The 14,143-nt window shown below is 44.8% G+C and carries 10 protein-coding genes; 7 read left to right on the forward strand and 3 right to left on the reverse strand.

The annotated features are described in order from the left end of the window. Nucleotides 1-21: 21 nt before the first annotated feature. The 3 genes from ACYQ2C_RS04690 (at nt 22) to ACYQ2C_RS04700 (ending at nt 2,675) form a co-directional block, all read left to right on the forward strand. On the forward strand, nt 22-702 hold the full coding sequence (locus ACYQ2C_RS04690) for a TIGR04283 family arsenosugar biosynthesis glycosyltransferase (protein ID WP_460100237.1): 681 nt from the start codon (nt 22-24) through the stop codon (nt 700-702). Between the two features lie 188 nt (nt 703-890). Beyond that, nucleotides 891-1,568, forward strand: a complete 678-nt coding sequence (locus ACYQ2C_RS04695; protein WP_460100240.1) for a TIGR04282 family arsenosugar biosynthesis glycosyltransferase — start codon at nt 891-893, stop codon at nt 1,566-1,568. Nucleotides 1,569-1,622: 54 nt separating this feature from the next. Beyond that, nucleotides 1,623-2,675, forward strand: a complete 1,053-nt coding sequence (locus tag ACYQ2C_RS04700) for a methyltransferase domain-containing protein (RefSeq protein ID WP_460100242.1) — start codon at nt 1,623-1,625, stop codon at nt 2,673-2,675. A 68-nt stretch (nt 2,676-2,743) separates the two neighbouring features. Here ACYQ2C_RS04700 and ACYQ2C_RS04705 read toward each other — a convergent pair whose 3' ends face one another. From ACYQ2C_RS04705 to ACYQ2C_RS04715, 3 genes are all read right to left on the reverse strand, one after another. Further along, nucleotides 2,744-3,757: an aldo/keto reductase gene (locus ACYQ2C_RS04705; RefSeq protein ID WP_460100245.1), complete on the reverse strand. Its 1,014-nt coding sequence runs from the start codon at nt 3,755-3,757 to the stop codon at nt 2,744-2,746. A 115-nt stretch (nt 3,758-3,872) separates the two neighbouring features. Further along, nucleotides 3,873-5,417, reverse strand: a complete 1,545-nt coding sequence (locus ACYQ2C_RS04710; RefSeq protein WP_460052748.1) for an alanine/glycine:cation symporter family protein — start codon at nt 5,415-5,417, stop codon at nt 3,873-3,875. Nucleotides 5,418-5,428: 11 nt separating this feature from the next. Next, on the reverse strand, nt 5,429-6,727 hold the full coding sequence (locus ACYQ2C_RS04715; protein WP_460052745.1) for a dicarboxylate/amino acid:cation symporter: 1,299 nt from the start codon (nt 6,725-6,727) through the stop codon (nt 5,429-5,431). Between the two features lie 448 nt (nt 6,728-7,175). On the opposite strand from ACYQ2C_RS04715, the gene ACYQ2C_RS04720 reads away from it, so the two are divergent. From ACYQ2C_RS04720 to ACYQ2C_RS04735, 4 genes are all read left to right on the forward strand, one after another. Further along, entirely contained in the window at nt 7,176-7,493 is a 318-nt protein-coding gene (locus ACYQ2C_RS04720; RefSeq protein ID WP_460100248.1) for a hypothetical protein, read from the forward strand. 468 nt (nt 7,494-7,961) lie between these two features. Next, a complete protein-coding gene (locus ACYQ2C_RS04725; RefSeq protein WP_460100251.1) occupies nt 7,962-10,196 on the forward strand; it encodes an NADP-dependent isocitrate dehydrogenase in 2,235 nt (744 codons plus the stop codon). Nucleotides 10,197-10,304: 108 nt separating this feature from the next. Continuing rightward, nucleotides 10,305-11,000, forward strand: coding sequence for a 2OG-Fe(II) oxygenase family protein (locus ACYQ2C_RS04730; protein ID WP_460100253.1), 696 nt, complete (start codon nt 10,305-10,307; stop codon nt 10,998-11,000). Nucleotides 11,001-11,276: 276 nt separating this feature from the next. Continuing rightward, nucleotides 11,277-14,120: a TonB-dependent receptor plug domain-containing protein gene (locus tag ACYQ2C_RS04735; protein WP_460100255.1), complete on the forward strand. Its 2,844-nt coding sequence runs from the start codon at nt 11,277-11,279 to the stop codon at nt 14,118-14,120. Nucleotides 14,121-14,143: the final 23 nt, after the last annotated feature.

Genomic DNA, 14,143 nt, shown 5'->3' on the forward strand with positions numbered 1-14,143 from the left:
ACAAACTGTAGCCTTACCTGAATGTCACCCGAGCTTTCTATTGTTGTCCCGGTTTATAACGAATCGGCAAATGTGCCTGAATTGCTGAGCCATCTTAAGCCCTACCAAGATAAAGGTTATGAGGTCATTCTGGTTGACGGACAAAGCACCGATGACAGTTTCGATTTGATTCAAGCTCAAGGCTTTACCGTGATTCGCTCAGAACGCTCGCGAGCCTTGCAGATGAATCAAGGTGCTAGGCATGCAACCGGCGATATTCTGTTATTTTTGCACGCCGATACTCGTTTGCCCGATAATGCCGATGCTCTTATCGTGCAAGCTCTTGCCAAACCTAATGCGGTTTGGGGGCGGTTCGATGCCTTTATTGTTGGGCGTCATCCCCTGTTAAAGGTTGTGGCCCGAATGATGAATTGGCGATCTCGGCTTACGGGCATTGCAACTGGTGATCAGGCCATTTTTGTGCGCCGTACGGTGTTTGAAAGCTCAGGTGGTTACGCGCAGCAACCCTTGATGGAAGATGTTGAGCTCTGCCGACGCTTATTAAAGCTTGGTAAACCGGAGTGTTTGACGGCCAAAATAGCTACCTCGGGTCGTCGTTGGGAGCAACGCGGCGTTGTGCGCACCATTGTTTTGATGTGGCAATTACGTTGGGCCTATTGGCGCGGAGCTAACCCCGAAGATCTCGCTCGGCGGTATCGATAAAGGCTGTTGAGTGATGAATGAATTTATCAGCTTAATAGCTAAATTCGCAGACAATTTTTTTACAAATTTACAGTCCAATCGACCCAAACTGAGGCATTTTTTTGGGTCAGTGTCATTGGTTCAATCACCGTGATTGGATTATTCTTTCAGCGAGGTTAATAATGCCTCCATTAGAAAAGCAGTCGTAAATGAACGCAAGAATTGCATTGATTGCAAAGGCTCCGGTCGCCGGTTTTGCCAAGACTCGATTAATTCCTGCTTTGGGTGAACAGGGCTCGGCAAAAATTGCCAAACGTCTGTTGGAACATGCCACAGCTCAGGCTGTTTCTGCTGAATTGGGCGATGCTTATTTGTTTGCATCACCTTTTCCTTTGTCACAATGGCCGGATGTTTGTATACCAGAAAGTTTACGAGTATTTCCTCAAGCCGACGGTGATTTAGGAAATCGCTTAATTCAAGCGTGTTTGACGATGCACTCCAACGACGATGCCGTGAAGTTTTCGGCCTTGCAAAGTCATGAGTCTGAGCAAACCATCGAGTTGAACTCACCAATTATTTTGATGGGAACCGATTGCCCGAGTTTAACAGCAGAAGTGCTTCGCATGTGTGCCGCTGAACTTGATACGGTTGATGCCTGTTTAATCCCGGCCAGCGATGGTGGCTATGTCGCTTTGGGATTAAAGCGGCTGCATCGCTCTATCTTCACCGATATTGAATGGAGCACTGAGGTGGTTTGTTCTACAACCGAGCAGCGATTTGAAGCGCTGCGATGGTCTTATACAAAATTGCCGACAATGCACGATATTGATGAGCAACAAGATCTGCAATGGCTGCCACCTGAGTGGTTAGCCGAACTCGATCAATAATGAATTGATGTAACTGAATTTGACTTTTAACTATTGTTTTTAGGGTAAAAATGTATGGAAAGCCATGATGTGGTAAAAGATTATTATGGAAAACAGCTGCAAAGCTCTAATGATCTTAAAACCGATGCTTGTTGTGACGCATCCGCCGTTCCAGATTGGTTGAAGCCACTGTTATCTAACATTCACGATGAAGTGCTTTCCCGTTATTACGGCTGCGGGTTGGTTTGCCCAACCAACCTACGCGGTGCTCGCGTTCTGGATTTAGGCAGTGGTTCTGGTCGCGATGTTTATGCGTTGGCGCAATTAGTTGGGCCTGAAGGCGAAGTGGTTGGCGTTGATATGACTCCAGAGCAGCTTGAAGTTGCGCGCCGTCATCAGGCATATCATGTTGATAAGTTTGGCTACGACAACGTCCGTTTTGTTGAAGGCTATATTGAGCGCCTAGACGAATTAGGCCTAGAGCCAAACAGCTTTGACGTGGTTGTTTCTAACTGCGTTATTAACCTATCTCCCGATAAAGATGCGGTTATTGCTGGCGCTTACAACCTTTTAAAAGAAGGTGGTGAAATTTATTTCTCCGACGTGTACGCAGATCGTCGCGTACCGGCTGCGGTTGCCCAAGATCCAGTGTTATTAGGTGAATGTTTGGGTGGCGCGCTTTACTGGAATGACTTCCTAGCCATTGCTAAGCGTCAAGGTTTCTTTGATCCTCGTTTGGTGGAAAAACGTACTCTTGAAGTCACCGATTCGGAATTGAAGGCCAAGGTCGGCGCGATTAACTTTATGTCTGCGACCTATCGTTTGTTTAAACTGCCAAAACTGGAGCCCGAGTGTGAAGATTACGGCCAAGCGGTAATCTACAAGGGCACCATTCCTGAAATGCCGCAGTATTTTGTTCTCGACGAACACCACGTGATTGAAGCTGGTCGTGTGTTCCCTGTGTGTGGTAATACTTGGATGATGTTGGCAGACTCTCGTTTTGCCAGTGACTTTGAATTTATTGGTAATTTCTCAAATCACTTCGGTATCTTCCCAGGCTGCGGTGGTTCAGCGCCATTCGACAGCTTAATGATTGTTGGTGGTGATGAAGGTTCGAGCTGCTGCTAAGACAAAAACTTAAATAAAAAAACCCGCTTAATGCGGGTTTTTTTATGGGTGATTATTCCGTTGGATATTTAACCCATTGGGTAGGGAAATTCTGCACTTACCGCGTCGATGGCTTTAAGTGTTTCTTCGTTAAGTGTTAGATCGATCGCGGCAAAGATTTCATCCAGCTGGTCAACATGGCTGGCGCCAACAATGGTTGAAGCGACAAAGTCGTGTTGTTTGCTCCATGCGGTCGCAAGCGTAATGGGTGAGATACCAATGTCGCGGGCGATTTCCATAAAGCGTTTGGTGGATGCGATGGTGGCGTCGTTTACAAAACGTTTTGCCATAACCTGCTGACGAGGACCGGCATTTTGGTAGTCGGTGAAACGAGCGCCCTCTGGAAAGCCATCATTGTATTTACCACTTAAAACGCCGCCCGCTAGTGGAGAATAGGGAATTAAGCTGACATTTTCACGGCGACAGATGTTGGCAAGTTCATCTTCAAAACGGCGATTATTCAGACTGAAATTATTCTGAATGGTGTCGAACCGAGCTAATCCATTTACATCGGATTGCCAAAGGCTTTTCATTAATCCCCAAGCATTTTCGTTGCTGCAACCAATGGCGCGAACTTTACCGTCACGAATTAAATCGTCGAGCGCTCTTAAGGTTTCTTCGACGGGATAGTCTGGATCTGGCCAATGGGTTTGATAAAGGTCGATGTAATCGGTTTTGAGTTTTTTCAGCGAGCCCTCTACCGCAGCGACAATGTGGTTTTTATCCAAGGCCGTGTTGCCACCACGCAATGGCTGTACAAACCAGGTGTGACCGGGACCGGCAACCTTGGTCGCGATGATAATATGATCGCGAGGTTTGGTGGCTAACCATTTGCCAACAAACTCTTCGGTTTTGCCCACCCATTTGATGTCCGGCGGTACGGGATACATTTCCGCGGTATCAAAAAAATTAATTCCGGCTTCAAGAGAGGCATCCATAATGCGCATGGACATGGCTTCATCAGCTTGACTTCCAAAAGTCATGGTGCCCATACAGATATCCGGTACTACCAGACTGCTTTTACCGAGACGATTCTTTTGCATTGCTTAGTTGTCCTTATTTAATCAACAGGATTTTGGCATTTACAGAAATTATTCTGATGCAGAAATAAAAACCCCGGTAGAACCGGGGTTGAAAGTAGTTGTAATTAAACGCGATTTATACGGTCTGCTCTTCGGATTTTTCGGGGCTTTTATCTGTGCTCGGAGCCGCTTTGGATATTTCGCGGCGCAAACGCTTTTCCCAAAAATCAGCGTGCTTAATACCCAGTTTTTCAGGATCAAACGTGTAGTTTTCGACGCCCGCTTTACGCTGAATTTCATAATCCTTGAGCGCGACAATCGCAGGTTTTGAGACTAGGAAAATAATTAAAATACCGACGACGTTCAACCAGACGGTCATTCCCAAACCAAGATCACCCAGTGCCCAAACCACGCCTGCTGCTTTTACGGCACCGTAAAATGTCGCAGCCATCAGTGCGAATTTTAATACCATGCTCAGTGAAGGCATATTTAGGAAACGGTTTAAGTAGGCCACGTTGGTTTCGGCGATGTAGTAATACGCCAAAATAGTAGTGAATGCGAAAAACAATAAAGCTAGCGCTACGAAGGTAGAGCCAACACCGGGTAGGGCACTATCCAAGGCTGCTTGAGTAAATGCTGGGCTGTTTGGATCAATGTTTGCGGCAAGGTTTTGAATTAAGAATACATCGCCATCACCGTGCACATTGTAGGAGCCGGTAATTAGAATCATGAATGCCGTTGCCGAACAGACAAATAACGTATCTACGTAAACACTGAATGCTTGCACGATACCTTGTTGTGCCGGGTGATCAACTTCCGCTGCAGCTGCGTGGTGAGGGCCTGTACCTTGGCCGGCTTCGTTGGAGTAGACGCCGCGTTTTACGCCCCAACCAATGGCAGCACCAAGACCGGCCATGGGGGTGAATGCATCACCGACGATATTGGTGATGACGCCGGGTAATTCGGTAATGTTCAGGGCAATAATCACACAGGCCACGATAATGTATGCTAGAGCCATAAATGGAACAATTACCTGTGCAAACGCCGCGATACGTTTTACACCACCGAAAATGATAAATCCCAGAGCTATGATAACAAGAGTGCCGCACAGGATTTTGGTAGAGCTGAAGGTGCCGATGGTGGTGTCGATCATGGTCCCCGCACCAAAAGCCGTTTCAACCGCGTTACCAATACTGTTGGATTGAACACCGGGAAGACAGAGCCCGCAAGAAATGATCATCGCAATGGCAAAAAGAATTCCGTACCATTTTTGGCCAAGCGCCTTCTCAAAGTAAAAAGCAGGGCCGCCGCGATAGAGGCCGTCTTTTTCTTCCTTATAAATTTGCGCCAAAGTCGATTCAACGTATGCGGTTGCGGCTCCCAAAAAGGCCACAACCCACATCCAAAATACGGCACCTGGACCACCAAAACCAATGGCTGCTGCAACGCCTGAGATATTTCCGGTACCAACACGGCCAGACAGTGACACTGCTAAAGCTTGGAAAGATGAAATACCTTTATCGTCTTTTTTGTTGGAAAACAACAACACCCACATTTCGCGGAACATTCGAACCTGAACAAATCGAGTCAGGATCGAATAAAAAAGCCCTGCGCCTAAACATAGATACACCAGAATTGGGCTCCAGACGAATCCGTTTAGCGTGTTAATAATATCATTCATACCCTATGGCCTTATGCAGTCGGTGAGCTAGCGTGTTGTTCGTTGTCTTCGAGAGCGCCAGCGTGTGGATTGTTATATTGATCGATATCGAGTTTGTTCTCGCTTTTGGCGACCACACAGGTCACCGCTGCGTCACCAGTGATATTAACCGCGGTTCGGATCATATCCATGAGTCGGTCAACACCAATGATGAGTGCAATTCCTTCGGTTGGCAGATTTACTTGGCTAAATACCATGGTCAGCATCACCAAACCGACTCCCGGCACGCCTGCTGTACCAACTGAGGCTAATACTGACATCAGTACCACGAGCAGATAATCACTGAAACCTAAATCGATACCGTAAACATTGGCGATAAATACGGTGGCAACACCTTGCATCATCGCCGTGCCGTCCATGTTAATGGTGGCTCCAAAAGGTACTGTAAAGGACGCTACAGAGGTATTTACACCCATTTTATTTTCTGTGGCGTGCAGTGTTGCGGGAATGGTTGCGCTGCTGCTGGCGGTAGAGAAGGCAAACATCTGGGCTTCGCGAATTTTTGAAAGAAATGTAAGAGGATTTAAACCACTCAATAATTTGAGTGTAAACGGCAATGTGAAGAAGCCATGGAAAATTAACACGCCACCCAATACAGAAACGTAAAGTAACAATTCAATAAATAATGTTATGCCTAGTTTTGCGAATATTGATGCGACCAAGCAGAACACTGCGTAAGGTGCAAAATGCATGACGATTTCTACCATTTTCATCATGATTTCATTCATCTCGTCGACGAATTTACGCACCGTAGGCACTTTTTCTTGAATTGAGAGAATGCAAATACCAACCACGATTGAATAGAAAATTATGGCGAGCATGTTGCCGTTTGCCATGGCTGCGACTGGGTTGCTTGGAATTATGCTGGTAAGCACACTAACGATGGAGGGAGCTTCTTTACTGCTGAACATTTGGTCTGTAGTAGGGGCATTTACTCCAGAACCTACAGAGAAAATTGTTGCCACAGTGAGTGCGGTCGTAATTGCAATGGCAGTAGTAGCCATGTATAGGATAAATGACTTACCACCAATTCTGCCCAGTAATTTAATATCTCCAATACCAACCACACCACACACAATCGAGAAAAATACCAGCGGGACCACTAGCATTTTTAAGCCATTAACAAAAAGATTGCCGCCGAGTGCAAAAATCCCGTCAGAAAAATAGGTTGTTACAAAAGATCCCTCTTCACCAAAGCCCGAAAGGTTTAAGGTCAACCCTAAAAAAGTGCCGGAAATTAGGCCAATAAATACTTTTACAGTCAGATTCATAACGCAATATTCTGATTTGTGGTTAGTTTTTAGATGTTTAAGTCAGGTTAGTTTACAGTTACTCGCACGACTTATCAGGTTTGGGTGTAATATTTATTGGCCAAAATCGACCCTTCGTGAACGACAAGTGCCATTCAAACATTCATTGTAAGTGCCAAATACTCACCCCGAAGCATCGAAGGCTGCTAAATACTGTTGGCACTGAATTTTGATTGATACCTTAAACAAAACTACATCTGGTGCCAGTATCATCATAAAATTCTTAGGGTTAAGGCTTGAGAGTTAAGACGAGACCAAACTGGTCTACCGCAGCTTATCTGTCACGAAATCTGGTTCATAGTGGCGTAAGCTCGATAGAAATGCCCGTCTGAATGGATATTCTTCTAAGATTTGATAAGTCTAAGGCCTCTGGCATCGAACTGATAAACATAAAATAGTAGGAACATTTATGAACCATAAAGGCGCAATACGCATAATTTTGAGCATCACGTTGCTGTTTGTGATGAAGCCCATTTTTGCGCAGTCTGACTCGCAAGCAGAGCCCAAGATTTATGTATGTGAGCTTAGAGACCTTACTCGTCGTGTTGAAATTGAGTATCTCGATCCTCTTACCGGTTTGCCGTGCAGTGTCAATTATTACAAAGACGACGAAGCGCCCGGCGAGAAAAAGGTCTTGTGGCAGGCCGATAACTCAACCAGTTATTGTGAAGAAAAGGCCAATAGCTTTGTTGAAAAGCTCGGGACATGGGGTTGGAGTTGCCATTAATGTTTGCTGATAAGTAAGCATTCAAAGCCTACTACTAATGGCAAGTACTTTAGTAGTGGATATTTAGGTATAATTCGGCCCGGTATTTTCTAATTGGCCTATTATGTGTTTTAGGTCAAGACAAGAAAAGTCTTATTTATCAGTAAGTTATTTGTGTTTTCGGGATGTTATTCAGCGTTCTGTAACGCGTCCCGGCAACCGTACGATTGTACGAACTCATGTTAGCTTTCGTGCAATCGGTGAATGACATGGAAGATCATTCTGTCCTATTGGGCATCGAAAGTTTCCAAATACGGAAGCAGCCAGTTGGTGCGCATGTGCGTGCCCAAGGCGCCAAACGAGCGAGCTGGAGTGCAAGCTCATTTGCGAGGTATTTTGCGCAGGGATAGAAATAAAACAACAATTCATCGTCGACTCCCTGCGTTTGTCTAACTGTGTAGCGCTCGCTAGCAACAATCGAGGTTTAAAATGACAACATCCGAGTCAACCATTATTTATACGAAAACTGACGAAGCTCCTGCTCTGGCGACTTATTCTTTATTGCCTATCATCAGAACTTTTGCTTCCAGTGCTGGCATCGACGTTACCCTAAGCGACATTTCTCTTGCTGGTCGAATTCTCGCCAACTTCCCAGAAAAACTCTCCGACGATCAAAAAATTTCTGATGAACTGGCTGAGTTGGGCCGACTCACTAACGAGCCGGGCACTAATATCATTAAATTGCCAAACATTAGTGCTTCAATTCCTCAGCTTAAAGCAGCGATTGCTGAGCTAAAGGAAAAGGGTTACGACATTCCTGATTTCCCAGATGAGCCTGCAAACGACGAAGAAAAAGCCATAAAAGATCGTTACTCCAAAATTCTGGGTTCAGCGGTAAACCCTGTGTTGCGTGAAGGTAACTCTGACCGTCGTGCACCTGTCGCCGTTAAAAACTACGCTAAGAAAAACCCACACAGCATGGGTAAGTGGGCAAAATCAAGTCAAACCCACGCGTCTTTCATGACCGGTGGTGACTTCTTCTCAGCCGAACAATCGGTAACCCTACCGAAAGCAACTTCGGTTAAATTTGAGTTTACCGATACCAACGGTAATATCACCGTTCTTAAATCAGAACTTAAATTGTTAGAGAGCGAAGTTCTAGACTCAATGCGCATGAGCAAAAAAGCATTGTGTGAGTTTTTAGAAGCTGAAATCGCTGACGCCAAAGAATACGACATTCTATTCTCGTTGCATTTGAAAGCGACCATGATGAAAGTCTCTCACCCAATCGTATTTGGCCATGCGGTGCGTGTATTCTTTAAGCCAGTTTTCGAAAAGCACGGCGCAACCTTTGATGCGTTAGGTGTAAATCCAAACAACGGTTTAGGCAACGTCTACGACAAAATCGCGTCTCTTCCTGAAGAACAACGCGCCGAAATCGAAGCTGATATTCAAGCGTGTTACGAAGAGCGTCCACGTCTAGCGATGGTTGATTCTGACCGTGGTATTACCAACCTGCACGTACCTTCAGATGTAATCGTTGACGCCTCTATGCCTGCAATGATTCGTAACGGCGGCAAAATGTGGGGCCCTGACGGTAAAGAATACGATACCAAGGCGGTAATGCCAGAAAGTACCTATGCAACCATTTACCAAGAAGTTATCAACTTCTGTAAAACTCATGGTGCGTTTAATCCAGCAACTATGGGTACCGTGCCTAACGTTGGTTTGATGGCGCAAAAAGCAGAAGAATACGGCTCACACGACAAAACCTTTGAAATGCCAGCTGATGGCGTTGTTAAGGTTATCGACCTAGACGGCAACGTGTTAATGCAACACGAAGTGAAAGCCGGTGATATCTGGCGTGCATGTCAAACCAAAGACGCGCCAATTCGAGACTGGGTTAAACTTGCCGTAACTCGTGCTCGTTTATCGAATACTCCCGCAATCTTCTGGTTAGATAAAGAGCGTGCACATGATGCTCAATTGATCTTGAAAGTGACCGAATATCTAAAAGAGTACGACACCGAAGGTCTTGATATTCAAATTTTGGCTCCAGTTCCTGCGATTCGTTACACCATGGAGCGCTTAATTCGCGGTCAAGACACCATCTCTGTTACCGGTAACGTATTGCGTGATTACCTAACCGACTTGTTCCCAATTTTAGAGTTAGGTACCAGTGCGAAAATGCTTTCGATCGTGCCGTTAATGGCCGGTGGTGGTTTATTCGAGACAGGTGCCGGTGGTTCTGCGCCTAAGCACGTTCAACAGTTCCTAAAAGAAGCTCACCTTCGTTGGGATTCTTTAGGTGAATTTTTAGCGTTAGCTGTTTCTTTTGAAGATTTAGCCGTTAAAACCAGCAACAAAAAAGCCGGTATCTTGGCAAAATGTTTGGATGCAGCGACCGAAAAATTGCTTGAAAACAACAAGTCGCCGTTGCGTAAAGTTGGTCAGTTAGACAACCGTGGCAGCCACTTCTATTTGGCTATGTATTGGGCGCAAGCCGTGTCAGAGCAAACTGAAGACGCTGAGTTAGCGGCTAAATTTAAATCGCTTGCAGAAACCTTAACCGCCAACGAAGCCGCAATTGTTGCTGAAATTGACGAGACCCAAGGCAAGCCTGCTGATATCGGCGGTTACTACATGCCGGTCGAAGAAAAAGCTGTTGCGGCAATGTGTCCAAGTAAAACCTTAAACGAAGCACTTGCGGCAGTGAATGCGTAAGTTATCGCTTTAAATCGTTTTAAAATGACACACAAAAAAGAGGGGGCTAACCCCTCTTTTTTCGTTTATAGAGATAGAAAATATTTTTCTCTGTAAAGGATCAAAAACTTGTCTTACACGTTAAATCCACAGTCGTTTGATAAATCTGCGGCAATTGAAATTTTCCGAAATAATCGCCGCGCACGCATCTCGTCTTTCTTGTCGCTACAAAGCGCAATTCAAATACAGCAAACCGTAATGTCGATACCTGTGTATCACCAAGCGTGTTTCGTTGATGGCCAATCGCAGTTGATAAACCCGACAAAGTTTGCTGAGTTAGATATAAGCCAGCGACAAGAATTTATCAAGAAAATTTACGCGCAGGCCGCGCAAGGCACCGGTTTTTGGTACGGAAGATATGAGCCAAATGGAGAGGTTTTAGAATCTGTACAAAAAATAAAGAACTGGTTAGAAAGCGATGAAATGCTCTCTTTAATGAGAGAAATAAGTGGCTACGGCGAGTTAACAAGAATAACCATGCAGCTCACGCGCTACAACCCAGGCGACTTTTTAACACGTCACAACGACCTGGTATCCGCCGAAAATCGAAAAATTGCCTATGTATTAAATCTAGCACCAAAATGGCACCCCGACTGGGGTGGTTTACTGCAATTTTACCAACCAAACGGCACGCCCATCGAATCATGGAGCCCCGATTTTAATAGCTTTGGCATATTCGACGTCAGCTTGCCTCATTCAGTTACATCCGTCGCCCAGTTCTCACCTGCTAGCAGATACACCATCAGTGGTTGGTATCATTCATAAAGATATAGTCATCCAAAGTGTTATTTAATTAATGCTTACTTCTCGCGTTTTTAAAAAAAAGAATTCCCAGACTCTACGATCAGTATTTTGTTCCGAATAAATTTCTTGAAAAGTCGATTTATTTTGAGGGGCTGTAAGATTCAACCGTTTTAGAAGGCAAGCGAGTGTCAGATGAATACTTTATGTCAGTTGCAACACACGCCTTCCGGGTTGGATGTAGTTCACAGGCACCAAAGCTGGAAATAATCAGTCAACACACATTGGGATTTAAGAGATATGAAAAGAAAAGCTCTTTCGATTGCCGTGAAAGGTGCAATCGCTTTGACATCACTGTCTCTCCTGGCTGGTGGTAACGCCTACGCTCAGGATGAGGTGATTGAAGAAGTTACAGTTACAGGGTCGCGTCTAGTTCGAAAAGATTTGGAGTCAGTAAGTCCTGTAACTGTAATTTCAGGTGAGGAATTCAAACTCTCCGGGATTTTAAACGTCGAGCAAAAACTTGCTGAATTGCCAGCATTTACTCCTAGCTTTGGCCCGAGCTCTAACAACCCTGGTGATGGTACGGCACGTGCTGACCTACGTGGTTTAGGTGCCAATAGAACTTTGGTTCTAGTAAATGGTAGGCGTTATATACCATCGACACAGACCGGTATTGTCGATTTAAATACTATCCCAGCGTCTTTGATCGAAAATGTCGACGTTGTAACTGGTGGCGCCTCGGCCGTTTATGGCTCCGACGCATTAGCTGGTGTTGTAAACTTTACTCTAAAAGATGACTTCGAAGGCGCTGAGATCAGTGGTTTGTACGATATCACTGAAGATGGTGACGGAGAAAAATATAATATCGATATCACTATCGGTGGCAACTTCGATGAGGGTCGTGGTAATGCTGTGTTATACGGCTCATTCTCTAAGCGTGAAGCAGTCTTCCAAGGTGATCGAGGCTTTTCTCGAGTAGCATTGACAGAAGATGGTGACAGATTGGTTCCTGGAGGGTCGATCACCGTACCTTCGGGCTTATTCCAAGATGGCGATATTCTAATTGACCCCGATGGCGTGCCGAATAGTGGAGATGAGTTCAGTGACTTCATTGATTTCCCCGGTGGTGTAGCCTCGCCATTGGATATTCCTGGTGGTTTGTTTAACTATGCGCCAGACAATTATTTGCAGCTTCCCCAAGAGCGTTATTTGTTTAGTGCGCTCACTCATTATGATTTGAATGAAAAAGCTACTTTGTACGGTGAGGTCAACTTCGCGCAAAACCGTGTTCCTACAGAGTTAGCTCCTACCCCTGCTACAGTTAACAATGTAGAGTTAAACCCAGATAGTCCATTCTTTGACCCGGCAACACAAGCGGCGTTGGATGCTCTTCGAGTAGATACAAACGGTGATGGTGTAGTTGATGGTAATGATAATGCGTTTATTGGTACCGTCCGACGTCGTTTAACTGAGAATGGTTCTCGTCAGTCAGAAACTACTCGTGATGCTTTCAGGGTGTTATTTGGTCTTGAGGGTAAATTTACAGATACTTGGTCATACGATATTTCTTACTCGAACAGCCGTCTACAAGAGAGTAATACTCTAAACAATGACGCGTCAGAAACTCGTTTAAGAGAAGGCTTGTTAGTAACTGATGATGGTCTATCATGCCAAAGCGGCTCATCCAATTGTGTGCCGGTTAACATATTTGGCGAAGGCGTTCTAACTCAAGATGCTGTTGACTTTATTAATGTTGGTGCAACCAATATTACTGATATTGATCAAGAGATTATTCAAGGTAGTGTTAGCGGAGAGTTAATCACATTACCAAGTGCAGAGTACCCTATCGCGCTAGTCTTTGGATACGAGCATCGTGTAGACGATTCAAACTTCCGACCTGACACATTCTTGTCTTCTGGTGATGTTCTTGGCTTTAACGCTGGTGACGCTACAGTAGGCTCTTTCTCTGTTGAAGAGTTTTTCCTTGAAGCTAATGTGCCAATCATTCAAGGTAAAAGAGGCGCAGAAGATTTAAGCCTTTGGGGTGCATACCGTACTTCTGATTACTCAAATATTGGTTCCGTAGATAGTTACGCTTTTGCAATTAACTACGCACCCATTAAACAACTTGGGTTCCGCGTAGGCATCCAGGAAGCAGTAAGAGCTCCTAACGTTGCAGAGTTATTCCAAGGCCAAACTCAGGGTTTCCCTCCAGCAACTGATCCGTGTGCCGCTGGTGGTTCTGGTGATGCGGCAACCTGTATTGCTGCAGGTGTTGATGCTGCGGATGTAGGTGTTTTTGACCAAGGTAATACTCAGATTGAAGGTGTATTTGGTGGTAACCCAGACTTAAAAGAAGAGTCCTCTACTACTTTTACTGCCGGTATAATTTGGCAACCTCTTAATGGTTTAGATATTACATTAGACTACTATGACATTGAGATTGAAGACGCTATTTCTGTTGCGGGTGGTGGCGTTCAAAACGTGTTAAATCTTTGTTACAACGATATTCAAGATATCAGTAATCCTCTATGTCAAGCTGTTAGCCGTGGCCCAGATGGCCGTATCTTAGAAGTCACAGTACTTAATGAGAATATTGGTGAGATTGAAACTTCTGGTATCGACCTTAATGTTCATTACACTACTGATTTAGCATTTGGCCTTTTCGGAGAAGGTTCTAGTTTAAGCTTTACCTTGAATAGCACCTTCCTAGATACGTATGATGTAACTCCTGTTGCGGGCCTTCCACAAACTAACGAATGTGCCGGTGCGTATGGTAATACCTGCGGTGAACCACTTCCTGAAGTTAAATGGAATTTAAGAAGTTCTTGGACTACTGGTCCCTTGACTCTTTCAGCGTTGCTTCGTTATATCGACTCTACAACTGATGATCAAGTCGCCGTTGATGGTGTTTCTAGCTCCGATTTAGTTGTTTCTGAGATTGATGATGAGTATTACTTAGACTTAACAGCCGCGTATTCTTTCAACGAAGACTTTACTGCGTCTTTAGTATTTAAGAATGTACTTGATACAGAACCAACTCCGTTGGGTGATTCTCAACAACAAGCGAATACTTTTCCATCAACTTATGATTTGTTAGGCCCTCGTGTAACTTTGAGTGCTACTTATAAGTTTAGATAAGTTTGGATTTGTCTAAAAATAAA

Source organism: Sessilibacter sp. MAH3 (assembly GCF_054658275.1).

Bases quoted from the DNA above. Each gene is read 5' to 3' on its own strand.
- ACYQ2C_RS04690 (WP_460100237.1), top strand. From the start codon at position 22: ATGTCACCCGAGCTTTCTATTGTTGTCCCGGTTTATAACGAATCGGCA.
- ACYQ2C_RS04695 (WP_460100240.1), top strand. From the start codon at position 891: ATGAACGCAAGAATTGCATTGATTGCAAAGGCTCCGGTCGCCGGTTTT.
- ACYQ2C_RS04700 (WP_460100242.1), top strand. From the start codon at position 1,623: ATGGAAAGCCATGATGTGGTAAAAGATTATTATGGAAAACAGCTGCAA.
- ACYQ2C_RS04705 (WP_460100245.1), bottom strand. From the start codon at position 3,757: ATGCAAAAGAATCGTCTCGGTAAAAGCAGTCTGGTAGTACCGGATATC.
- ACYQ2C_RS04710 (WP_460052748.1), bottom strand. From the start codon at position 5,417: ATGAATGATATTATTAACACGCTAAACGGATTCGTCTGGAGCCCAATT.
- ACYQ2C_RS04715 (WP_460052745.1), bottom strand. From the start codon at position 6,727: ATGAATCTGACTGTAAAAGTATTTATTGGCCTAATTTCCGGCACTTTT.
- ACYQ2C_RS04720 (WP_460100248.1), top strand. From the start codon at position 7,176: ATGAACCATAAAGGCGCAATACGCATAATTTTGAGCATCACGTTGCTG.
- ACYQ2C_RS04725 (WP_460100251.1), top strand. From the start codon at position 7,962: ATGACAACATCCGAGTCAACCATTATTTATACGAAAACTGACGAAGCT.
- ACYQ2C_RS04735 (WP_460100255.1), top strand. From the start codon at position 11,277: ATGAAAAGAAAAGCTCTTTCGATTGCCGTGAAAGGTGCAATCGCTTTG.